The following is a 21,269-nucleotide window of genomic DNA, read 5'->3' on the forward strand; positions in this document are numbered from 1 at the left end:
TGCGGGCTTACCGAATTTGCCTGACTCATATGTCAATTTTATTTGACATTTCTGGGTTGACGCGAGACTTTACATCAAAGCCGACTCTTGTGCGATCCACCGATCGTACGCACTGCTCGAGAGTCGTGTGAGGAAAGCCATGTCGACGGATGATCAACCAACACCGCGTGGCATTCAGCGGGACCGGCCTGAAAAGGTTGGTGCGCTTGCCTCGACGGTCATATCGGTTTTGCGTCATCGTCAGACGGTATCTGTCGAAGGCCTGAGACAGTTCGTGCTCGATTTCCTTGTCCGTTCGGTGCTGTCTCCTTCGCGCTTTGACGCTTCTGCTGCCTGCGATGAACTGCGCGGCTACCGGTTATCTCCGGACGCGCTGATCGATCTTTATGTTCCTGCGGCAGCGCGTACGCTCGGCGAACGCTGGGTAAACGACGAAATCAATTTCGCCGAAGTCACTGTCGGTACGATGCGACTGCAGGCGGTTCTGGATTGTGCCTCGAGGCTTTGTTCTCCTGACGGGCATTTGCGGAGCGACGCGATGCACATTCTCATGGTCGTTCCGCAGGGAGAGCAGCACTTTCTGGGTGCAAGCGTTGCCGCTGCTCAGGCACGACGGCTGGGCTGTGATGTTGCAATGTCCTTTGACGAAGACCTCGGGTCGCTCAAAACACGGATAATTCAAGACGCGCCGGATCTGGTCATGATTACCTGTGCGCGTGCCGAACTGCTTGAATCAGTTGCCGGAACGGTGCAATGTATTAACGGCGCGCGGACCGATGGACCTGTGGTTGCAGTCGGCGGGGCGTTTGAGAGCGAAACAGGTGCAACAAAAGAACTAAAGGGCGTCGATATCGTGACCAGCAACGTGGCAGAGGCTGTCGCGTATTGCACAACCCGGTCGAGATTGAAGAAAACTCCATGACCACCAGTGAGAATACCTTTTGGAGCAGTGGCTCTGTTCCGCTCATTGAGCCGGAGTTTTTAAGTAGTATTATTGCTGCGGCCTCGGACATTGCATTGGTCGTGTCGGAAAAGGGCATCATCCTTTCCGTTGTTCTGAATACGCATAGCGAGAGCTTTGGCAATTTAGAGCATTGGGAAGGGCGTCACATCTGTGATTTTCTGACCCGTGAATCGGTGCCTAAATTTGAAAAAGCGCATGAAGACTACCTGTTGGGCACCGTGCCCAAAAAGCAGCTGGAGTTGAACCACTGCGACAATGCCGTTTGGCAATATCCAGTGCGGTACACGTTTCACCGCTTTGGTCAGGAAAATGCGGCGCTATTGCTCGGGCGCGATTTGCGACCGATCGCAGAGACCCAGCAGCAGCTTGTTCAGGCGCAAATCGCGTTGGAGCAGGGGTATGAGGCGCGGCGCGAACATGATGCGCGCTACCGCGTGCTGCTTTCTAACATCACCGAGCCGGTGGTGTTTTTGTCTGTGCAGTCCGGCCGGGTCGAAGATGCCAATGATGGTGCCGCCGCACTTTTGGGGCTCACTGCGGACGCGTTGCGCGGCAGCAGTTTTTCTCAACACTTCAAGGACCGCTCCGTCGTCGAGTTGACCGAAAGCCTGATGAACGCCACGCTGTCCGAAGAGGGCGCGCAAGTTGGCCTGAAGGCAGCACGCACCAAGTTGGATATCATCGCTCATCCCGTTGTTTTCCGTGCTGGGGGGCAGCGCGTATTGATGTGCCGTCTGAGCACACCGAAAGATGCACCGGTTATTGCCGATGCAGCGGCGGCCACGGCGCTTGCGTTGTTCCGTTCCGGCAGTGATGCGATGCTCTTCATGTCTCCGAAAGGTGATATTCTGTCGGTCAACGAAAGCTTTATGGATCTGGTAGGGGCGACGCATCTATCAGACGTGGTAGGGCGTAGTCTTGGCGATTTTCTGGGCCGCGGGCAGATTGATCTGTCGGTACTTACAGACCAATCGCAGCGGTCAGGTCAGATGCGAATTTACGGGACCAAAATCATCAACGATCTGGGAACCCGCCTGTCTGTTGAAATTTCGGCCACGCAACTGTCAGATTCTGATGTGCCGGTCATCGGCTGCATCCTGCGCGACATTTCCCGGGTTGAAGCATCGCGCACACCACCGGCGACACCGGGCATTGCGCAGGTGTCGGGCGAGCCGGCGCGCAATGTCATGGATTTGGTCGGGTCCGCATCGCTTAAGGACATCGTTGCTGAAACCACTGACGTGGTTGAAAAGATGTGCATTGAAACCGCGGTGGAATTGACCGGTAACAACCGTGTCGCGGCGGCGGATATGCTGGGGCTTTCGCGGCAAAGCCTTTATGTCAAGCTGCGCAAATACGGCTTGATCAACAAAAAACCCTGAACGCAGGCAGCAGGCCACTTGCACCGACTCAAAGTGTAAGCCATAGTTGACACATGTCTGTCAGCGAAGTCATACAGTCGCGCCGATTTCCAGAACCAGCTGCCGCTCTGCGTTTGATCAAGCCGATCACGTGGTTCCCGCCGATGTGGGCATATCTGTGTGGTGTCGTCTCCTCCGGAGTTGCCCCAACGGGACAGTGGGGGCTTGTGATACTGGGCGTTGTTTTGGCCGGACCAATAGTTTGCGGAATGAGTCAGGCAGCGAATGACTGGTGTGATCGTCATGTCGACGCCATCAACGAACCGGACAGGCCAATCCCGTCAGGGCGGATACCCGGGCGGTGGGGCCTGTGGATTGCGCTGGCCATGTCCGTGCTGTCACTTTTCGTCGGGTATCAACTGGGGCCGTGGGGTTTTGCCGCAACTGTGATTGGGGTGCTTGCGGCTTGGGCCTATTCTGCTGAGCCTGTGCGCCTCAAGCGTTCTGGCTGGTGGGGCCCGGGGCTTGTCGGTCTAAGTTACGAGACGCTGCCGTGGTTCACGGGCGCCGCTGTATTGAGCGCCGGCGCCCCGGCGTGGCCCGTCGTCATCGTCGCTGTACTGTACGGGATTGGGGCGCATGGCATCATGACGCTGAATGATTTCAAAGCGTTGGAGGGTGATCGGGCAACAGGGGTCAATTCGCTTCCTGTGGTTTTGGGCCCAGAGCGTGCCGCCAAAGTTGCCTGCGCTGTCATGGCTGTTCCACAGGTTCTGGTCGTGGGATTGCTGTTTGTCTGGGATAAACCTTGGCATGCGGCGGCTGTCGGCTGTGTTCTGCTTGTACAGTTCTGGGCAATGACAGTGATGTTCAAAGACCCCAAGGCCAAAGCGCCTTGGTACAACGGCACAGGTGTTCTTCTTTACATCAGCGGCATGATGGTTGCCGCGTTTGCCTTGCGGGGGGTCGGCTGATGCTGGGGTGGCTGGGAATTGCACGGCTGGGTCTGGTGCAATTGGCTCTTGGGTCGGTTGTTGTACTGACAACGGCCACGATGAACCGCGTCATGGTCGTCGAACTGGCGATGCCCGCGATTTTACCGGGTCTGTTGGTATCACTCTATTACGGGACTCAGTTTCTGCGACCACGCTTTGGTCATGGTGCTGACAGGGGCGGGCGCAGAACCCCATGGATCATCGGCGGTGTCGCGCTGCTCGCAGCCGGGGCCATCGGTGCGGCCCTATCTGTTGGCGTGATGGAGCAGGTGGCTTGGGCGGGCATTGCCGCTGCAGTCCCCTCATTTATTCTCATCGGCCTTGGCATCGGTGCGGCCGGTACCAACCTTCTGGCGCTTTTGGCGATCCGGGTCAGTCCGGCGCGGCAGGCCCCGGCAGGCAGCCTTGTCTGGATCATGATGATTTTCGGCCTCGCAGTGACAGGGATAACGGCTGGTATTTTGCTTGATCCGTATTCGCATGCCCGCTTGGTCGCAGTGACCTTTGGCGTGTGCTGCGTCGCGCTGACGCTAAGTGTGATCGGCGTGTGGGGGCAGGAGCGTGACAGCACCATGCCCAAAGCACAGGAAAAGGCGGCGTTCCGCGACGTGATCTGGGAGCTTTGGACGGACAAGCGGGTGCGTGCTTTCACAATTTTCGTCTTTGCGTCGATGCTGGCCTACAACTTGCAAGACCTGATCCTTGAGCCCTTTGCCGGCCATGTCTTTGGTTTGACGGTTGGGGAGAGCACACAGCTTGGCGGTATGCACCATGCGGGTGCGCTCGTCGGCATGCTTGCAGTCTTGCTGGGAGGCACAGTGCTCGCGCGGTGGATCACGGTGCCGCTTCGGGTTTGGGTTGTCGGCGGGTGTATCCTGTCTGGTCTGGCTCTTGTCGGGCTTGCCTATGGCGGACAGCATGCCGCCACGTGGCCGCTTGCGGGCAACATCTTTGTCCTTGGTCTGGCCAATGGTGCCTTTGCCGTGGCAGCCATCGGCGCGATGATGGGCTTGGCCCGCGAAGGCGGTGGCGGCAGTGAAGGGCTTCGCATGGGCCTGTTTGGCGCGGCACAGGCAATCGCCTTTGGTCTGGGTTCCTTTATCGGGACGGCGATGGTCGACATTATGCGCGCCCTGACGCCGCGGGACGAGATTGCCTACGGAACAGTATTTGCCTTTGAAGGGCTGGTTTTTCTAATCGCGGCGCTCTTGGCGCTGCGGCTCACGTCACAAAATGCGGCGGCTGTACGCCCAACCGCGATGATGCCAGGAGAATAACGCATGTATGATGTCGTCGTTGTCGGAGGTGGGCCGTGTGGTGCAACTGCCGCTCATGATCTGGTCAATTCAGGCCACAAGGTTGCCTTGCTGGACAGGGAAGGGCGCATCAAGCCCTGCGGCGGTGCCATACCGCCGCGGTTGATGCAGGATTTTGACATATCCAAAGACCAGCTGCTGGCCGAAGTGCGCACCGCGCGGATGATCTCGCCCACAGGAAGGCAAGTGGATATCCCGATCGAGAATGGCTTTGTCGGAATGGTGGACCGCAAGGATTTCGACCCTTTTTTGCGGCAGCGGGCCGCCGACGCGGGCGCTGACTATTATACCGGCACATTTGTGCGGATCGACCGCAATTCCGCAGGACCCGTCGTCGTCTATCGCGACAAGGCAACACAACAAGAGCGGGAACTGCCGTGTAAATTGGTCATCGGCGCGGATGGCGCAAAGTCGCGGGTGGGTCTCGCCGAGGTCAAGAATGCAGACAAGGTGCCGCTGGTCTTTGCATACCACGAGATCATCAAGGCGCCGCCGAAGTCTGCTCATTATGATCCTGAACGTTGTGACGTGATCTATGATGGCGCGATTTCACCAGATTTTTACGGCTGGGTTTTTCCGCATGGCAACAGTGCGAGTGTCGGCATGGGCACCGAGATTTCTTCGGTGAACCTCAAAGAGGCAACGGCCTCGCTGCGCGAGGCTTCAGGATTGTCCGATTGCGAGACCTTGCGCCGCGAAGGTGCGCCGATTCCGTTACGCCCGCTGGATCGCTGGGACAACGGACGGGACGTTTTGCTGGCAGGTGATGCCGCCGGTGTCGTGGCCCCGTCGTCGGGTGAGGGCATCTACTATGCCATGGTTGGCGGGCGGGTTGCCGCCACGGCCTGCGCTGCAACGCTGGCGTCCGGTCGGGCCAAAGATCTCAGGCTTGCACGACAGCTGTTCATGAAAGAGCACAAGATGGTGTTTCGTGTGCTGGGTTCGATGCAGAATGCCTACTACCGGAGTGACGAACGCCGCGAGCGTTTCGTATCTTTGTGCCACGACATCGACGTGCAGCGGCTGACATTCGAGGCTTACATGAACAAAAAGCTCGTGCGCGCGCGGCCGATGGCACATCTCAAAATCGGCTTGAAAAACCTTGCACATCTGACCCGGCTTGTGGCACCGACGCGCGTATGACGATCATGATCCCGACCTGGGTGAACGGCACACTTACTCCAGTTGAAAAACTGGAGGCCCACGTAAAGGGTCTGCGACACAAGGCTGTTTCGGTTTTTGTGCTGAATGGCGATGCCGTTTTGATGCAGCAGCGCGCGCTGTGCAAATACCACACACCCGGTCTTTGGACGAACACATGCTGCACCCATCCTGAATGGGACGAGCCGCCTGAGGTTTGTGCCGTGCGGCGGCTCGACGAAGAGTTGGGTGTTACGGGTCTTGTCCCGGTGCACCGGCACCACCTCGAATATCGCGCCGACGTAGGCGGCGGGCTGATTGAGCATGAAGTGGTGGATGTCTATGTGGCGCAGGCTGACGCCAGCCTGTCGATAACGCCAAATCCGGAAGAGGTGATGGCGGTAGAGTGGATGCGCTTTGAGCAGTTGATGCGGGATGTCGCTGAAACCCCGGATCGATTTACGCCTTGGTTGAAAATTTATTTGCGCGAACACGCAGAAAAGATTTTCGGCGCTTTGGCCGCGACCTGAGTGCTCGAAACCTGCGGTCGATAAGACTAATTATGTAAAATCGTGCAGGGGTGATCAGGTGGTTTCGCGCTGAATGAGCGTTGTTTCAAAGCATTTGGGTTCGGGTCGGATGTCTTCATCCAGCCAGAACGCCAGTGCTTCGGCAGCATGTGATCCCATCTGACGCGCAGGCAAGCGGACGGTAGAAAGCCGCGGCGCAACCGAGGCGGCGATGGGCAGATCATGGATACCCATCACGGCCACCTGATGTGGTACTTTGATGTCGCGGCGCTGAAGCTCGAATAGAACACCGATGGCAAGGATGTCCGAAAGGCACAAAAACGCGTCGATCGGTCTGCCGCTATCCAATACTTCGATTGCTGCATCCGTGCCGCCTGACGCAGACAGTTCAGTCGCCTGAGTATAGTGAAGCCTGACGTCTGGTGCATCGGTTCGTGTACCATCCAACCGGGCACGTGTGCGGTCATCAAAGTCCGGTGATCCATGTAAAACCGCGATTGAGCGGTGTCCTTGAGCGACCAGATGCTCCAATGCTTTTTGCGCGGCTTGCCGGTTATCGTATCCGACCGTGGGGTAGCGATAGCACCGATCAAAGTGAGATATTGCGATAATGGGGACGTCGCGATTTTCCAGCAGCGCGACAAGAGCATCGTCGTGTGTGATGCCGGACAGAAAAAAACCTTCGACGCCGATATCCAGCAACTCGCGCGCGCGGCGCAGTTCTTGCCCGGGGTCGCCGCTTGTTGTCGCGACAACAAGCGAATAGCCAAAGTCGCCCAGCCGTTTCTCTATCGCTTCGATGGTGGAGGCAAAGATCGCATTATCGAGCGTTGGAATGAGCGCGCCGAGTATCCGTGTGCGCCCGCTGTTAATTGCTCTTGCGGCGGCACTTGGGTGAAATCCGAGTGTGTCGATTGCCTGCAGCACGCGATCGCGTGTTCCCTGCTGTACGACCTGTGGTGCATTGAGAACCCGCGATACGGTCGCAACGGAGACATCCGCCGCCCGCGCAACGTCTCGAAGATTAACCCTTTTCTTTTCCCGCCGCACAGCCATTGAACAAAGACAAACATACTTGCGCAGGTTGCACAACGTCTCTTGACACGGATCGGTCTTTTGCCGTGAAACTAGTTACAGACAGGTCAGGATGACTCGGGTGTCGCATCAGACGGAATACTTGCGTTTCAATAACATCGGCTTTGCTGGCAAAGGTCGCGCCTTTCCCGGTTTTCCTGTGAAATCTGATGCTTTTCATTGGACGCTTGCGCCACGTGACGCGGTGAAAATTGACGTGAAAGTCGATGATATCTTGTCGCTTTTGCCTTCTTGCGCCGAACAATCCGTAAGCATTTTGGCCTTTCATCCGAACGGCCGTTGTGACCCGGGCCTCTTGGGTCTGCCGGTCGGGTTACAAGTTGATCTGCAGTCTTTCAACTGCGCAGCATTCACCGGTTGGGTTGCAGGAAATGGGGCCCCTACCGACGCAGATTTTGCCGTGGCAACTGTCTTATTGCAGGATCTGGTGGCGTTAAAGGCGCGTGCGACCGGCACGGTTTGGATCATCCATCCGCAACCTGCAGAAGAGCTTGTTGCGGCGGCAGGTATTGGTACGGTCGGGGTCGCATTAAAAGCGGCTGGTGCTGGCCGGCAAGCTCCGCTGCCGCCGGCGATTGGACACGTGCGAGACGAGTTCACTGTGCGGCGTGGAACGGCGCTGGCTTATGAACTGCAGCCAGGAGAGATCGTGCAGATCATCGATGTCGAAGGCCAGCAGTGTTCTGATTTCATGGCGTTGCGCAAGGACGCGCTGGAAAAAGGACGCGAAATCGGCATCGATGGTACCGCAACCCGCACCATGGTGCACGGGGCCTACCCCGATCCGGGGCTTTTGGACAAGTTCTATGATCCTGAACTGCGGCCTATTTTGCGCACCGTGCAAGACACTTGTGGGCGGCATGACATGTTTGGCATGGCGTGCACAGCGCGCGGATACGAAGATCGCGGGTTTCCGGGGCACCTGAATTGCAGCGATAACATCTCAAACGCCTACGCGCCGTTCGGGGTCGCAAGACGACTGGCATGGCCTGCCGTTAACTTTTTCTGGAACACGTGGTTGGACCCGACATCGCACAGGATCCTGACAGAGGAAAGTCATTCGCGTCCGGGTGATTATGTGGCTTTGCAGGCGTTGGAGGAACTGGTTTGCGTCAGTACCGCATGCCCTGATGATATCGATCCGATCAACGGCTGGAACCCCACTGACATTCATGTACGCATCTACCGCCCTGACGCGCCGATCCAGCGTGCCGTCGCTTTTCGAGAGAAGGAAAATGCCCCGATGTCGATCAGCCAGGAAAGCCCTTTTCACCCAGCGACATCGAAACTGACCCAAAATTTCGCGCCTGCGCGGGATTTGTGGGCGCCCGTTAGCTTTCCTTCTGTTGGTACAGTCGGAGAATACTGGGCCTGCCGCGAAAAGGTCACGCTGCAGGACATGTCGTCGCTGCGTAAATTTGATGTCATCGGTCCGGATGCCGAGCGCCTCTTACAGCTTGTTCTAACGAAGGACGTGTCTCGGGTCGCGGTTTGGCGCGGCACCTATGCCCTGATCTGTGATGAAATCGGTAATGTTGTGGATGACGGTACCTTATTCCGTCTAAGTGCCGATCTGTTCCGCTGGTGCTGCGGATCAGAGGAAAGCGCGCGCGTTCTGGAAACCGTTGCCAAGCGGGAAAACATGCAGGTACGCATTCATGCCATGGGCGGCGCGATGCCAAGTGTCGCGCTTCAGGGCCCGCGATCGCGCGATGTGCTACGCGAAATAGTCTTTTCGCAGCCGACGCATCCGTCGCTGGATGAGCTCCGGTGGTTTGGCGTAACCATTGCGCGGCTGCGTGACCGCGACGGTATTCCCTTCATGCTGGCGCGCTCTGGATATACCGGCGAATTGGGGTACGAGCTGTTTTGCGCCAGTTCTGACGCCCCTGCCCTGTGGGACGCGATCATGGCGGCGGGCGCAGAATTCGGGATTGCGCCCATGGGCTCGGACGCGTTGGAGATCATCCGGATAGAGGCAGGGTTGGCCTCCCGCGCGGAATTCGCCTCGGGGGGAGACGCGCACGAATCCGGCTTGAGCTTCGCCATCAGCGAAAAATCCTGCGACTTTTCAGGCAAAGCAGCGCTGGAGCGCAACGCCAAACACCCGCGCCGCGTCTTGAAGGGGCTGAAATTTGAAACCAACGATGTGCCTGCACAGGGCGCGCATGTATTCGCGGCAGAACGGCCGATCGGGGTTATTACGTCTGCGGCCCGCTCGCCAATGTTCGGGTGCAGCATCGCGATGGCCCGCCTGTCCGTCGAATATGCGGAATCCGGCACAGCCCTTGAAGTGGGCCAGATGGACGGTCACATGAAACGTCTTTCAGCGACCGTGTGCGATTTGCCTTTTTACGACCCGAAACGCGCGCGCGCGCGCGCCTGATCCTGCTACTTGACGGCGGCGGTGACGATGATCTCGACCTTTAGTACGTCACGGGCAAGCTTTGCCTCACCGCAAGCACGGGCAGGTGCGTGACCCTTGGGCACCCAATCATCCCAAATGGCATTCATCTCAGCAAAATCCGCCATGTCAGCTAGCCATACAATCGCTTGCAAGATGTTCTCGCGATCTGATCCGGCCTCTTTCAGCAGTGTATCCACACGCGACAGGCAGTCCCGTGTTTGTTCGGCCACGCTGTCGCCTGCACCAACCTGCCCGCACAGGTAGGCAACGCCATTATGTTTTACGATTTTGCTCATCCGGTCAGAGGTGTGAATGCGTTCGATCATGGGTTGCTCCACTTCACAGGCATCAAGACATTACATAGTTCAGCCCAAGGCGCCCGCCGTCGACATAGATCGTCTCTCCGGTGACATAGCTGGCCTTTGGCGAGCATAAGAACGCGACCACATCGCCAATCTCGCGGGCCGAGCCGGGCCGTCCCAACGGCGTACGGGACATAGCAACCTTGAAGGCGTCGGGGTTTGCATTCACGCCCGCCATCATTTCGGTGTCAATCGAACCCGGGCCAACTGCGTTGACGCGGATTTTGCTTTGCGCCAGCGCCAGCGCCGCCACTTTGGTCAGCTGCATCACGCCTCCCTTGGAGGCGCAATACGCCGGGATCGCAGGGATCGCCAACTGCGCGTTGATCGACGACATATTGACGATTGCGCCTTCGATTCCCTCTGCCACCATGGTGCGGGCAGCACGCTGCGTTGCGACGAACACGCCGCGCAGGTTGAGTGCCAGAACATTATCAAATGTTTCCAGATCATAGTTCAGGAAATCACCCGGAGCCGCCACGCCCGCATTGCTGACGAGCGCGGATACTGGCCCGTGTTCTGCCTCGATCTTGTCAAAGAGTGAGGAAATGGCCGCCGCGTCGCTGAAATCACACAGATAGCCGACACCGCCAATACCGTTGGCGGCCTCGATCACGGTGTCCTTGATATCTGCAAGGATCACCTTGTAGCCGTCCGCGGCAAGAGCTTCGCCACAGGCCAGCCCGATGCCCTGTGCCCCGCCTGAAACAAGTGCGATGGGGGATTCTGTCATGTCTATTGTCCTATGATTGGCAGTGCACCGCGATTGCACAGTGCAGGAATTCGCGTAACTTCAGGCTAGGACAAAAAACCGCCAGCAGGAATGCCGAACGGAAGATATATTTCACAAATGACACCCCGTTTGGCGGACGCCAGATCTTGAAACGGACAAGGCCCGCATCAATGCTTTAGCCACTCGGTGACCCTGCTGGCTGTACTTGCAGGGTCAACCACCTAACCACTTTGCAATGGGCAGGCATCGCGGTTTAAAAAGCTGAAGTATCGGCGTGTTGGTTTGGACATGCGGTCTCTTCACTTGCGCAGCTTGGGTCAGGTGTGATGCTGTGGCAAAGACTGTACCGCGTTTGGCGCAAAAGAAACTCGGAAACCTTGCATAAGGTCAGGATCGCTAAATGAGAAAACTCAAGAAAACAGCATCGCAAATGGTCAAAGAAGCGCGGGCAGCCATCGAAGAGGTGGAGACCGCCGATCTGATCGCGATGGTAAACGACCCCGACGTCGTCATTGTGGATATCCGCGACATTCGAGAGCGCCAGCGCACCGGAGCGATCCCCGGTTCGGTCCATGCGCCGCGCGGGATGATCGAATTCTGGGTTGATCCGGAAAGCCCCTATCACAAAGAAGTCTTTTCGCAGCCGGACAAAAAATACGTCTTTCACTGCGCATCGGGGTGGCGGTCGGCCCTGACCGTTGCGACCTTGCAAGACATGGGATTTGACGCGGCGCACCTCAAGGAGGGCTTTTCCACTTGGGCTGAAAAAGGCGGTCCGGTCGAAAAGATAGAAAAGCGCTGATCCTGTACCGTTTTAGTCGCAGACGCAGAAAATATGCATGAACCGTGGGCCGTGGGCGCCGCGCACGTTTTTCGCTTCGATATCTGCGGTGCCGCTTGTGCCAGTGATGATGTTCAGGCTGCGTTGTTGTGAAACGCGATCCGTGCCAAACCGGTCAAAGGCCTGCTCCATGTGGCGCTCTATGGTGGATGTACGCAGGACCGCAAGGTGGTGGAGCGGCAGGAAATTGAGCAGAACCGGCGCATCCGGTGCCGTTTGAAACACCAAAGATCCGGTTTCGGCAATTCCGGCGTCGGCAAAGGTGACCGCCACCGCTTCGTTTTCATCGGCGCTATGGGACAGTGAAATGGCGCCCCAATCAAGCTCGGTCAGCGACTGCCGCGGTTGCAAAGCTATGCGGTCTGGCAATTTTTTTTCCGTCAGGTACCGCGCCACGGCCTGCGGCAAATCCGTCAGAGTATCCAACATCTCGACGGTTGCGGTTACAGTCTCAGAGGTTGCTTTTCGTACGAATTGGTCAAGGTCTGACGTGTCATCAAAAGCAATGCGGTATGCGCCCGGCTCGGCGATCAGGGCAGCGGCTTCGGCGTCTACATCCGATGCACCACGTCCGGTATTTGCTGCATCTATTTTCTTTAGAATAGTGTCGCGCGACATCAACGACGTCCTTTGCGATATTGCTGCATGAAGGTTCCGTTTTCTGGTGCTGGCAAGTCGCGCGTATTTGTCCAACCCTGCGCCAAAGGCACCCAAGTCAATCTGCCCCGACCGCGGGCCAACACTCTCAACCCAATGTTGGACGCGCCTGTGACAATGCGGTACAGCGCGGGGCGCGTGGCCAACATGGCCCAGATCTTTAGCGCCCACTTGGCCATTGGACTGGTCAAACCGGCGTCGTGCTGGCGCGCCCGTAAAGCGCGAAGCATGTCGGGAAGCGGGATATTCACCGGGCACACTTCCTTGCAGCGTCCATTCAACGTGCAGGCGTTTGGCAGGTCCTTTGTCTGTTTCAACCCGGTCATGGCCGGGGTCAGAACAGAACCCATCGGACCAGGGTAGACCGCACCATAAGCATGGCCGCCCACTGCCGCGTAGACAGGGCAATGGTTCATGCAAGCGCCGCAACGGATACAGCGCAACATCGGGCGCAGAAAGTCAGCCAGCATCTCTGATCGGTGGTTATCGACCAGAACAATATGCAGGTTTTCGGGGCCGTCCCTGTCGCCATCACGTTTGGGCCCGTTGAAAAAGGTAGTGTATTGCGTGATCTCTGTGCCGATTGCCGCGCGCGACAAAAGCCTCAGAAACACGGCGGCATGCTTCAAGCTGGGCACCATTTTTTCCACCCCTACCGTCACGATATGCGTTTTTGGCGGCGTGGTTGTCAGCTCTGCGTTGCCTTCGTTAGTGACGGTCACAAACGATCCGGTGTCAGCGATGAGAAAGTTGGCGCCGGATATAGCGATGTCTGCAGCGATGAACTTGGGCCGTAATTCGCGGCGTGCGCTTTCCACCAAAGACGGCACATCTCTGGTTTCCGACGGTGATGCGTGCTTTTCGGCAAAAAGATCGGCGACCTGCTCGTGGGTCTTGTGCATTGCGGGCATGACGATGTGCGACGGCGGATCACCCGCAAGCTGGATAATATGTTCGGCCAGATCGGTTTCGATCCGCTCCACTCCGGCGTGATCAAGCGCCTCGCCAATGCCGATCTCTTCACCCAACATCGATTTAACTCGGGTGGCTGTCTTTGCGCCTGCGTCGGTGCAAATCTCCGACACGATCCGGCGGGCATCCTCGGGCGTTTCTGCCCAGTGTACATTGGCGCCATTCGCGATGGCATTTTTCTCGAATTCTCGAAGGTAGTGGCCGAGATTATCAAGCGTATGATCCTTGATACGCTGGGCCGTTTCGCGCGCGGCCGCGTATTGCGGAAAGGCGTCAATGACCTTTGCGCGACGGCTGCGCAACAGCGTGGTTGTGCGGTCGAGTGCGACTTTCAACGTGGGCTCGGCCAGTGCCCGCGTCACGTTTTGATTGAACTGATGCGAGGTCTGTTTCATGGCTTCAACCTGGGAGGACAAATGCCGGGCCCGTCCGCCATACCTGCGAGCACTTCGACAGTGTGAAAAACTTTCATCTCCGTCCCATCACGGCCCAGTTTGCCGGCCATGTTCATCAGGCAGCCCATATCGCCACCCAAAAGTGTGTCTGCGCCGGTTTTTCTGATCTTGTCGGTTTTGTCCTGAACGATCGCGGTCGACAGTTCGGGGTATTTCACGCAAAAGGTTCCGCCAAATCCGCAGCATTCGTCGTTACCCTCCAACGGCAGCAAGTCGAGGCCCGAGACTGCGTTGAGTAATTTTCGGGGTTGGTCGTGCACGCCGAGGTCTCTCAGGCCAGAGCAACTGTCATGATAGGTCGCTGTTCCTTCATAGCTTGCGTCCGCCGGCTCAAAGCCCATGACATCAGACAAAAAGCTCAGTATTTCCCATGTCTTTGCAGAAACAGCGGCCTGCCGTTCGCGCCATTCGGGGTTATCGGCAAACAGTTCGCCATAGTGGCTGCGGATCATACTGGCGCAGGATCCGGACGGCACAACGATATAGTCAAACGTTTCAAACGCGCGAATAAGTTGCTTTGCCAGTTTGCGAGTGGTCTCGTCATCGCCACTATTAAAGGCGGGCTGCCCGCAACAGGTCTGCGCGGCAGGAACCTCCACCGCGCAACCGGCTTCTTCAAGCAGTTTGAGGCTGGCAAAGCCAATATTTGGCCGCATTGCATCGACGATACAGGTAACAAAAAATCCGACCCGTGGGGTCTGGGGCCTGCTGCCGCTCATTGATGGTGTCCTTGCTGTCCTTGCGCGCGCTCGGTTTGCAGTGTCTCGTATTCCTGCGTGTCAAACAAGCTTAGCCGACCGGAAAACCTGTCATAGCGCCTATCTGCCGCAAGCATATTTTCTGTCGAACAGAGGTATTCGACCCATGTTCTGTCGTGGGTAAAACAGTTAGACAGGTAGTCATGAAATGGGTGACCTCATGATTCCCCGCAAAGACCTGATCGTGTGTCCAAAATGCGATGCCGCTTATGCGCTGCGCAGACCTTCGCACGGTCAACGCGCAGTCTGTGGCCGCTGCAAAGCTGTGCTGATCACACCGCGCCGAAAGGCCGGCCTTCAGATCATTGCGATGTCATTGGCGACACTGGTTCTGATCGTTGCAGCCAGTGTTTTCCCTTTTCTGACGATTAACGCAGGCGGTGCAACCAATTCGGTCTCGATACTGGATGCGGCTTTGGCCTTTACTGACGGGCCGCTTATCGCCCTGGCGCTGGCAACCTTTGCCCTGATTTTTTTCATCCCGCTGTTGCGCATGATCCTGTCGCTCTATGTTCTGGTGCCACTTGTACGTGACAAGCCCCCTGCCCCGAACGCGGCTGTTGCATTTCGCCTTTCTGAGGCCTTGCGCCCTTGGTCCATGGCGGAAATCTTTGCCATAGGTTGCGCGGTTGCGCTGGTAAAGATAAGCGATCTGGCCACGGTTTCCTTTGGTCCCGCTTTTTGGATGTTTTCGGCGCTGGTGGTTTTGGTTGTTGTACAGGAAAGCTTTATCTGCAGATGGTCCGTATGGAACGCACTGACGCCCGCCCGCAGACCATAACCGCACGTGATATGGGCTTGGTCATGTGCACGCGCTGCACAGAAGTCTGGCCACACGAAGCTGCCCATTGCGGACGGTGCGGGCACCGGTTGCAGTCGCGTGACCTGAAAAGCCTGCAAAGGGTATGGGCGTTCTGGCTGGTCGGGCTTGCGTGCTACATCCCTGCCAATCTTTATCCGATGTTGCAGACCAGGACGCTGTTTTTTGTCCAGCAGGATACCATTATCGGCGGTGCGGTAGAGTTGATGGAATATGGCAATCTCGGCGTTGCGTTGATCATTCTGTTTGCATCGGTCGCCATTCCGATTGGGAAATTCCTTGCAATTGCGTTCCTGACGGTGTCGGTTGTGCGCCCGTCTACCGTCGCCCCCCATCAACGTCAGCTCTTGTTTGAAGTCGTGGAGTATATCGGGCGCTGGTCGATGATCGACATCTTTGTCGTTGCGATTCTGTCTTCACTGGTGCAACTGAATGTTCTGGTGGCAATTTATCCGGGGCTGGCCAGTCTTTTCTTTGCGTTGTCAGTATTCTTCACGATGCTGTCGGCACAAGCTTTTGACAGCCGCATGATCTGGGACGCCATTGAGCAGAACAAGGAAGAGCGCCAATGACTGACGCGCCAAAATCGGTTGCGCTGGAAGATAGCAAAGGTGTCTTTCAGAGCCGCCTGTCTTTTGTCTGGTTGATTCCGCTTGTCGCTTTGCTCGTGGCGCTCAGCGTTGCGTGGAAAAGCTATAGTGAAAAAGGCCCACTTATCACGATCGAATTTGCAGAAGGCTCCGGGATTGCCGCCCGCGAGACCGAGTTGAGGTTTCGCGATGTAAAGGTGGGCATGGTTGAGAAAGTCCACTTCAGCGAAGGTCTTGGCAGCGTTCTTGCGGACGTCAGGCTGGAAAAAGAAGTTGCCGACTATGTCGACGCTGGTGCGTCTTTCTGGATCGTTCAACCCGAACTGACGGCGCGTGGCGTCAGCGGATTGGACACGGTTCTCAGTGGTGTCTTCATCGAAGGAACTTGGGACGAAGAGATAGGCCCGCCGCAATCACTGTTTCAGGGTCTGCCCGCAGCGCCATTGTTCCGTTCGGGCAAAGAAGGTTTGCAGATCGCTCTGAGAACTGTGCCAGGTGGTGTGATGACCGATAACACGCCGATTTTGTACCGCGGTATCGAGGTGGGCCTGGTAGGCCCCGCGAGCATTTCGTTAGAGGGTAATTATGCGATCGCCGAAGCGATTATCTATGAACCACACGGGCGTCTGGTAACACCGTCAACCCGGTTCTGGGACACTTCCGGTTTTAGTGTCTCAATAGGAACGACGGGGGCCGAGATCAATTTCTCCTCGCTGGCGTCGTTGGTAGGTGGCGGTATCACATTTGATACCTTTGTATCCGGTGGCACGCGTGTGTCTGACGGAACCGTGTTCGAGGTATTTCCCGAAGAAGCGGCGGCACGAAACAGTGTCTTTAACGCTTCCGAGGTCGCCCTTTTGGAATTGAGGGTCATTTTTGACGAGAACATTTCCGGCCTTGCGTTGGGTGCGCCCGTTGAACTGAGCGGATTGCGGATCGGGACGGTAACAAACCTCTCGGGTATCGTGGACAGAGACATTTTTGGCGATAACCGCGTCCGGTTGAGCGTTGTGCTGGGGATTCAGCCTGCTCGGCTTGGGCTTCCCGATGAAGTCTCAGCAGAGGCTGCTCTCACTTTTTTGCGCGACCGTGTCGATAGCGGTTTGCGCGCGCGGCTCGCATCCGGAAATCTGCTGACCGGTGGTCTCAAAGTTGAGCTTGTTGAGATTGAAAACCCCGAAAGGGCCGAGATTGTTGTTGCCGATGGCAGCATTCCGACCATGCCCAGTACGCAAAGCGATATTTCGGATGCGGCCGCAACTGTGGAAGGTGTCTTTACCCGCATCAACAGTCTGCCAATCGAAGAATTGTTGCAAAGTGCAATCGGCTTTCTGGAAGGCGCGCGCACCTTTGTTGGGAGCGAAGAATTGCGAGAAACACCGCAAGAGGTTCGCGCGCTTCTGGCTGACATTCGCGGTGTTGTGACATCGGGCGCGGTTCAGGACATACCTGTCACCCTCAATGCAGCACTCGAACGGCTTGAGGCGATTTTGGGTCAGGTCGAAGAGGCGCAGGCCGTCAGCCGTTTGACGGCGGCTCTTGAGGCGACAACGCAGGCTGCGGCAACTTTGGGAGAGAGCGTCGAGGGGGTGCCGCAACTGTTGGAAAGGCTGACAGCTGTTGCCGCAGAAGCAGCGGCGCTGCCTTTGCGTGATCTGACCGCGCAGGCGACAGACGTTCTGAGCGCCGCCGAAGATCTGATCAGCGCCCCTGAAACTCGGGACTTGCCGTCAAGCTTGTCACGCGCTCTGGACGAGCTTGCACTGGCCTTGGAAGAACTGCGTGAAGGTGGCGCCGTAACGAATGTGAATGCGACTTTGGCATCAACACGTGAAGCGGCAGATGCTGTTGCCCTGTCCAGCCGCGATTTACCGGAACTGGTCGAACGCATCACAGAAGTTTTTGATCGTGCAAGTGAAACGATAGAGGGCTACAACCGTGGAGATGTCATCAGCCGCGACGCGCAGGCGGCGTTACAGGACATCTCCCGCGCGGCGGCTGCGATAACTTCGCTGGCGCGCTTGTTGGAGCGCAACCCGAGCGCGTTGATACGAGGTCGTTGATGACACGCAGACTGATCCCGTTGCTGTTCCTGAGCGTAGTTGCGGCCTGCACTGCGGCGCCGGACCGATTTGCCGTGGCGCCACCATCGGTTGCGGAAACGCAGCGTATTGGCTTTAGCGCGGTTGAAATTCGCGAGGTATCGCTGCCCGCCTACGCCGCCTCGGATGAAATAACGGTTCAGGACACAGACGGTCGTCTGGTCAGCGATGGCGAGGTCTTGTGGGCGGATACGCCAGACCGGGCAGTTGCGCTTGAAATATCTCGCCACCTTTCGCAGCTCAGCAATGCACGTGTTGCGTCTGCTCCGTGGCCGTTTGAATCATTTCCTGATGCGCGGTTGGACATTCGGTTTGAAACCCTGCTTGCCGGGGCTGACGGACGGTATCGCGCGCAAGGCCAGTATTTCGTCGCCGTACCGGATGGGGGACGGGAACGTTCGGGTCTTTTCGATCTTTCGGTTCCCTATGACTTGGACGCCGGGGCAACGGCTATTGCCGCTGCGCGCGGGCTGTTAATTCGTGATTTGTCGCTGTTTATTGCGCGGCAAGGGTTACGCTAACCCGCCCAATTCTGAAGGGCCGATGCCACGCGGCTCAACCCTTTTTCCAGATTGACCTCCGCCCCACCGCCGACGCCGAGGCGAATGTGAGACGGCTGGTGATAAGCACTGCCCGGCAGTACAAACGTCTTGTACGGCGGCGCGAGCAGGTGCTGCGCAAAAGCGTCGCTATCGATGCCGTCCGGCAGCCGCCCCAAACCGATGAGGCCAGCAGCCGGCGGCACCCAACTCATTCCTTGTGTGGCATCCACCCATGCGATTAGCCGTTTCAGGTTGGCTTTGCCGTCCGTACGTGCCCGTCGCATCGCAGGGTCCAGCCTGTCAGGTCGCATCGCAATTTCTGCAATTACCTCGCCCATGATATTCATAATCTCCGAGCTGTTTTCGCGCAGGATAACAGCATCCATGACGGCACTTTTGTCCTGACAGATGAACCAGCCGGTCCGTAATCCTTGCAACCCCAACGCCTTGGAGACAGAGCCAGTGGTGATACCGCGAGAGTACAGCCCCGCAACAGATGGAGCACGGGTGACATGCCACTCCAAACCTGCGTAGACTTCGTCTACGACAAGCCACGCGCCGACACGGTCAGCAATCCGGACGACTTCCTGCAGTGTCGCGGCATCCATTACCTGACCCGTCGGGTTGTTGGGGTTGCTCAAGAAAATCATTTTTGTTTCGGACCCGACGGCGGCGGCCAGATCGTCCAGCGACAACAGCCAGTTTTGTTCTTCGCGGCGACGCACAGGCACAATGCGGGCTCCTATCGCTTCGGCCAAAACTTCGGCCTGCGGCCAACCCGGGCGCTCGACAACGATCTCGTCTCCGGGCTGTAACAGCTGCATTATGGCTAGATAATTCGCTTCGGCGGCGCCGGCGGTAATAAGGACATCATCAAGTTTGCAGGTACCCTGCAGACCGGCCTGTGCCAGAACATGTGCGCGCAAGTCCGGTAAACCGCGAAAATCCTTGTTGTTCCAATCAAGCCTGAGATCTGGATCGAGATCATCCAGAAATGCCCCGAGCCGTGGAGATTCTGATAGTGAAAAACCGACCACGGCTTCGGGTTCCGCCTGTGTTGTCTCAAGCAGATATTCGAACAGTCTGTGTATCTTGACTTTCATAGGGCGCGTCCGGTGTAGTCTTTGTGAAACAAGAAAGGTGCATCCGCCAATATGCAACCCCTTCTGACAGGCACACCGAAACGTCTTGCTGTGCTGGACTACGGTCTTTTTAAGGTCCACGAGAACGGCAGAGTAATCGGGATTTGCGGGTACGTCGTCGAAACAACGGCGGGCGAAGTCGTTCTGATTGATACCGGGTTTCCGGCCAAATACGCCGAAGATGCCGAGGCGGCTACACAGCAGGACGCGCTCGGAACTTTTGGGCAAGTGCTGTCACTAACGGCCGAAAATCTGGCGCCCGCTCAACTTGAGCTTCTGGGGTTTGGCCCTGCAGACATCACTTTAATGATTCAAAGCCATACACATATTGATCATGTCGGCTTTATGGATGGCTTTCCCGGTGTACCCATTCTGATGGCCGAGGCTGAACGGGCCCTTCCCCGTCCGCTATACTGGTCAGGCAAACAGGCGATGGAGTGGCCAGAGGCGGAGTATCAGCTCGTTTCCGAGGATACTTTCATCGGCCCCGGCTTTGAGGTTTTGCTCGTGCCAGGTCACGCACCCGGGCAGCTTGCCTTTGCGCTGCAATTGCCTCAAACGGGTCCGGTTCTTTTGACATCTGACGCCATAAGCCGTGCCGCCGAATTCGACACCGGTTTTTCAGGCGGATGGGATGTCGCGCTGGCGGCGCAAAATGCCACGCGGCTCATGGAACGCGCCGGTAGGGATCGCGCTATGATTATCTTCGGACATAGCCCCGAACAGTGGCCCGAGCTGAAGAAAGCGCCCGAGTGGTACACCTGATCAGCGCACGTCTCTGCCCTGATTCAATATGATGACATTTCCGCTGCACACATCTCCTGCATCGGATGTAAGAAATCCGACCCACTCGGCGATCTGGGCTGGCTGCATGGCTTTGCCGTGCGGCATCTGAGCGATCGCGGCGGCAAGCACCTCTTCGCTGACCACACCAAACAAGGGTGTCTCTGTCATGGCAGGTGCAATGGAGTTGACGCAAATCTTTGCCCGCGCGTAGCGCCGGGCCAGATCTTTGGTCAGAGTGTCCATTGCCGCTTTGGAAGCGCGGTAATGAGGTGGATCGAACACGTCGAAGTTATATGCCCCATTTGACGAGATATTCACAATCTTTCGTACCCCGTCGCGGCCGTCCATCAGTTTGACGGCCTCTTGCGAGCAGTGAAAGGCGCTGCCGAAGTTGATTTCCATCTGGTTGCGAAACTCGTCTGCAGGGATGTCAGGGAACTCTGACATCAGGCAGGTGCCCGCATTGTTTACCAATATATCCAGACCACCGTGTTTGGCTCTGATCGTGTTGAAGGTCGTCGCAATCGCCTGCGCGTCTGTCAGATCACAGATCATGCCCTCGAACCTGTCGCAGGCAAAACGATCAAAGCCGTTGGAATTGATATCGAGGCCGACCACAAAGACGCCATCAGCCAAAAGCTTTGATGAAATGGCCTGACCAAGTCCGCCAGAAGCGCCTGTTACAACAGCAACCCGCATCG

General features: G+C 57.1%; 21 protein-coding genes. 13 read left to right on the top strand and 8 right to left on the bottom strand.

Annotated elements, in window-relative coordinates:
* Positions 1 to 139: 139 nt before the first annotated feature.
* Genes AC2D8V_RS19440 through idi form a run of 6 tightly spaced genes read left to right on the top strand, consistent with a single transcriptional unit; the run spans position 140 to position 6,306 of the window.
* The gene (locus AC2D8V_RS19440; RefSeq protein WP_484735262.1) at positions 140 to 922 is read left to right on the top strand and encodes a cobalamin B12-binding domain-containing protein; all 783 of its coding nucleotides are present in this window, start codon (positions 140 to 142) and stop codon (positions 920 to 922) included.
* Complete coding sequence (ppsR, locus tag AC2D8V_RS19445) at positions 919 to 2,346, top strand: transcriptional regulator PpsR (RefSeq protein ID WP_484735263.1); 1,428 nt, start codon at positions 919 to 921, stop codon at positions 2,344 to 2,346. The genes AC2D8V_RS19440 and ppsR overlap by 4 nt, the downstream gene beginning before the upstream one ends.
* A gap of 53 nt (positions 2,347 to 2,399) precedes the next feature.
* Positions 2,400 to 3,299, top strand: a complete 900-nt coding sequence (gene chlG / locus AC2D8V_RS19450) for a chlorophyll synthase ChlG (RefSeq protein ID WP_484735264.1) — start codon at positions 2,400 to 2,402, stop codon at positions 3,297 to 3,299.
* Positions 3,299 to 4,597 carry a BCD family MFS transporter gene (locus AC2D8V_RS19455; protein ID WP_484735265.1) on the top strand — a complete coding sequence of 433 codons (1,299 nt, stop codon included), beginning with the start codon at positions 3,299 to 3,301 and terminating at the stop codon, positions 4,595 to 4,597. Before chlG ends, AC2D8V_RS19455 begins: the two co-directional genes overlap by 1 nt.
* 3 nt (positions 4,598 to 4,600) lie before the next feature.
* Positions 4,601 to 5,779, top strand: coding sequence for a geranylgeranyl diphosphate reductase (locus AC2D8V_RS19460; RefSeq protein ID WP_484735266.1), 1,179 nt, complete (start codon positions 4,601 to 4,603; stop codon positions 5,777 to 5,779).
* Positions 5,776 to 6,306, top strand: coding sequence for an isopentenyl-diphosphate Delta-isomerase (gene idi / locus AC2D8V_RS19465; RefSeq protein WP_484735267.1), 531 nt, complete (start codon positions 5,776 to 5,778; stop codon positions 6,304 to 6,306). Before AC2D8V_RS19460 ends, idi begins: the two co-directional genes overlap by 4 nt.
* A 54-nt stretch (positions 6,307 to 6,360) precedes the next feature.
* Here idi and AC2D8V_RS19470 read toward each other — a convergent pair whose 3' ends face one another.
* On the bottom strand, positions 6,361 to 7,362 hold the full coding sequence (locus AC2D8V_RS19470) for a LacI family DNA-binding transcriptional regulator (RefSeq protein ID WP_484735268.1): 1,002 nt from the start codon (positions 7,360 to 7,362) through the stop codon (positions 6,361 to 6,363).
* A 100-nt stretch (positions 7,363 to 7,462) separates the two neighbouring features.
* Between AC2D8V_RS19470 and AC2D8V_RS19475 the strand changes: the two genes are divergently transcribed.
* Positions 7,463 to 9,787, top strand: coding sequence for a DUF1989 domain-containing protein (locus tag AC2D8V_RS19475; RefSeq protein ID WP_484735269.1), 2,325 nt, complete (start codon positions 7,463 to 7,465; stop codon positions 9,785 to 9,787).
* 5 nt (positions 9,788 to 9,792) lie between these two features.
* Here AC2D8V_RS19475 and AC2D8V_RS19480 read toward each other — a convergent pair whose 3' ends face one another.
* Entirely contained in the window at positions 9,793 to 10,134 is a 342-nt protein-coding gene (locus tag AC2D8V_RS19480; RefSeq protein WP_484735270.1) for a RidA family protein, read from the bottom strand.
* A 22-nt stretch (positions 10,135 to 10,156) separates the two neighbouring features.
* Entirely contained in the window at positions 10,157 to 10,903 is a 747-nt protein-coding gene (locus AC2D8V_RS19485) for an SDR family NAD(P)-dependent oxidoreductase (protein WP_484735271.1), read from the bottom strand.
* Positions 10,904 to 11,303: 400 nt separating this feature from the next.
* Between AC2D8V_RS19485 and AC2D8V_RS19490 the strand changes: the two genes are divergently transcribed.
* Positions 11,304 to 11,705 (top strand): rhodanese-like domain-containing protein, encoded by a 402-nt coding sequence (locus AC2D8V_RS19490; protein WP_484735272.1) that lies wholly within the window; start codon positions 11,304 to 11,306, stop codon positions 11,703 to 11,705.
* 12 nt (positions 11,706 to 11,717) lie between these two features.
* On the opposite strand, the gene AC2D8V_RS19495 is transcribed toward AC2D8V_RS19490, so the two are convergent.
* Genes AC2D8V_RS19495 through AC2D8V_RS19505 form a run of 3 tightly spaced genes read right to left on the bottom strand, consistent with a single transcriptional unit; the run spans position 11,718 to position 14,547 of the window.
* A complete protein-coding gene (locus AC2D8V_RS19495; RefSeq protein WP_484735273.1) occupies positions 11,718 to 12,362 on the bottom strand; it encodes a LutC/YkgG family protein in 645 nt (214 codons plus the stop codon).
* Positions 12,362 to 13,768 (bottom strand): LutB/LldF family L-lactate oxidation iron-sulfur protein, encoded by a 1,407-nt coding sequence (locus tag AC2D8V_RS19500; RefSeq protein ID WP_484735274.1) that lies wholly within the window; start codon positions 13,766 to 13,768, stop codon positions 12,362 to 12,364. Before AC2D8V_RS19500 ends, AC2D8V_RS19495 begins: the two co-directional genes overlap by 1 nt.
* Entirely contained in the window at positions 13,765 to 14,547 is a 783-nt protein-coding gene (locus AC2D8V_RS19505) for a (Fe-S)-binding protein (protein ID WP_484735275.1), read from the bottom strand. Before AC2D8V_RS19505 ends, AC2D8V_RS19500 begins: the two co-directional genes overlap by 4 nt.
* A gap of 187 nt (positions 14,548 to 14,734) precedes the next feature.
* Here AC2D8V_RS19505 and AC2D8V_RS19510 point away from each other — a divergent pair, with 187 nt between their 5' ends.
* From AC2D8V_RS19510 to AC2D8V_RS19525, 4 genes are read left to right on the top strand one after another with little or no spacing between them, the layout of a single operon-like run.
* Positions 14,735 to 15,367: a paraquat-inducible protein A gene (locus AC2D8V_RS19510; RefSeq protein ID WP_484735276.1), complete on the top strand. Its 633-nt coding sequence runs from the start codon at positions 14,735 to 14,737 to the stop codon at positions 15,365 to 15,367.
* Positions 15,325 to 15,978 (top strand): paraquat-inducible protein A, encoded by a 654-nt coding sequence (locus AC2D8V_RS19515; RefSeq protein ID WP_484735277.1) that lies wholly within the window; start codon positions 15,325 to 15,327, stop codon positions 15,976 to 15,978. Before AC2D8V_RS19510 ends, AC2D8V_RS19515 begins: the two co-directional genes overlap by 43 nt.
* Positions 15,975 to 18,059: a PqiB family protein gene (locus AC2D8V_RS19520; RefSeq protein ID WP_484735278.1), complete on the top strand. Its 2,085-nt coding sequence runs from the start codon at positions 15,975 to 15,977 to the stop codon at positions 18,057 to 18,059. The genes AC2D8V_RS19515 and AC2D8V_RS19520 overlap by 4 nt, the downstream gene beginning before the upstream one ends.
* A complete protein-coding gene (locus AC2D8V_RS19525; RefSeq protein ID WP_484735279.1) occupies positions 18,059 to 18,619 on the top strand; it encodes a PqiC family protein in 561 nt (186 codons plus the stop codon). Before AC2D8V_RS19520 ends, AC2D8V_RS19525 begins: the two co-directional genes overlap by 1 nt.
* On the opposite strand, the gene AC2D8V_RS19530 is transcribed toward AC2D8V_RS19525, so the two are convergent.
* On the bottom strand, positions 18,616 to 19,743 hold the full coding sequence (locus AC2D8V_RS19530) for a pyridoxal phosphate-dependent aminotransferase (protein ID WP_484735280.1): 1,128 nt from the start codon (positions 19,741 to 19,743) through the stop codon (positions 18,616 to 18,618). The two genes, AC2D8V_RS19525 and AC2D8V_RS19530, sit on opposite strands and share 4 nt — an antisense overlap.
* Before the next feature lie 51 nt (positions 19,744 to 19,794).
* On the opposite strand from AC2D8V_RS19530, the gene AC2D8V_RS19535 reads away from it, so the two are divergent.
* Positions 19,795 to 20,547: an MBL fold metallo-hydrolase gene (locus AC2D8V_RS19535; protein ID WP_484735281.1), complete on the top strand. Its 753-nt coding sequence runs from the start codon at positions 19,795 to 19,797 to the stop codon at positions 20,545 to 20,547.
* Here AC2D8V_RS19535 and AC2D8V_RS19540 read toward each other — a convergent pair whose 3' ends face one another.
* On the bottom strand, positions 20,548 to 21,267 hold the full coding sequence (locus AC2D8V_RS19540; protein WP_484735282.1) for an SDR family NAD(P)-dependent oxidoreductase: 720 nt from the start codon (positions 21,265 to 21,267) through the stop codon (positions 20,548 to 20,550). It abuts the gene before it with no gap.
* Positions 21,268 to 21,269: the final 2 nt, after the last annotated feature.

The organism is Roseobacter sp. YIN89, assembly GCF_057219365.1.

Bases quoted from the DNA above. Each gene is read 5' to 3' on its own strand.
- AC2D8V_RS19440 (WP_484735262.1), top strand. From the start codon at position 140: ATGTCGACGGATGATCAACCAACACCGCGTGGCATTCAGCGGGACCGG.
- ppsR (WP_484735263.1), top strand. From the start codon at position 919: ATGACCACCAGTGAGAATACCTTTTGGAGCAGTGGCTCTGTTCCGCTC.
- chlG (WP_484735264.1), top strand. From the start codon at position 2,400: ATGTCTGTCAGCGAAGTCATACAGTCGCGCCGATTTCCAGAACCAGCT.
- AC2D8V_RS19455 (WP_484735265.1), top strand. From the start codon at position 3,299: ATGCTGGGGTGGCTGGGAATTGCACGGCTGGGTCTGGTGCAATTGGCT.
- AC2D8V_RS19460 (WP_484735266.1), top strand. From the start codon at position 4,601: ATGTATGATGTCGTCGTTGTCGGAGGTGGGCCGTGTGGTGCAACTGCC.
- idi (WP_484735267.1), top strand. From the start codon at position 5,776: ATGACGATCATGATCCCGACCTGGGTGAACGGCACACTTACTCCAGTT.
- AC2D8V_RS19470 (WP_484735268.1), bottom strand. From the start codon at position 7,362: ATGGCTGTGCGGCGGGAAAAGAAAAGGGTTAATCTTCGAGACGTTGCG.
- AC2D8V_RS19480 (WP_484735270.1), bottom strand. From the start codon at position 10,134: ATGATCGAACGCATTCACACCTCTGACCGGATGAGCAAAATCGTAAAA.
- AC2D8V_RS19485 (WP_484735271.1), bottom strand. From the start codon at position 10,903: ATGACAGAATCCCCCATCGCACTTGTTTCAGGCGGGGCACAGGGCATC.
- AC2D8V_RS19490 (WP_484735272.1), top strand. From the start codon at position 11,304: ATGAGAAAACTCAAGAAAACAGCATCGCAAATGGTCAAAGAAGCGCGG.
- AC2D8V_RS19495 (WP_484735273.1), bottom strand. From the start codon at position 12,362: ATGTCGCGCGACACTATTCTAAAGAAAATAGATGCAGCAAATACCGGA.
- AC2D8V_RS19500 (WP_484735274.1), bottom strand. From the start codon at position 13,768: ATGAAACAGACCTCGCATCAGTTCAATCAAAACGTGACGCGGGCACTG.
- AC2D8V_RS19505 (WP_484735275.1), bottom strand. From the start codon at position 14,547: ATGAGCGGCAGCAGGCCCCAGACCCCACGGGTCGGATTTTTTGTTACC.
- AC2D8V_RS19510 (WP_484735276.1), top strand. From the start codon at position 14,735: ATGGGTGACCTCATGATTCCCCGCAAAGACCTGATCGTGTGTCCAAAA.
- AC2D8V_RS19515 (WP_484735277.1), top strand. From the start codon at position 15,325: ATGGTCCGTATGGAACGCACTGACGCCCGCCCGCAGACCATAACCGCA.
- AC2D8V_RS19520 (WP_484735278.1), top strand. From the start codon at position 15,975: ATGACTGACGCGCCAAAATCGGTTGCGCTGGAAGATAGCAAAGGTGTC.
- AC2D8V_RS19525 (WP_484735279.1), top strand. From the start codon at position 18,059: ATGACACGCAGACTGATCCCGTTGCTGTTCCTGAGCGTAGTTGCGGCC.
- AC2D8V_RS19530 (WP_484735280.1), bottom strand. From the start codon at position 19,743: ATGAAAGTCAAGATACACAGACTGTTCGAATATCTGCTTGAGACAACA.
- AC2D8V_RS19535 (WP_484735281.1), top strand. From the start codon at position 19,795: ATGCAACCCCTTCTGACAGGCACACCGAAACGTCTTGCTGTGCTGGAC.
- AC2D8V_RS19540 (WP_484735282.1), bottom strand. From the start codon at position 21,267: ATGCGGGTTGCTGTTGTAACAGGCGCTTCTGGCGGACTTGGTCAGGCC.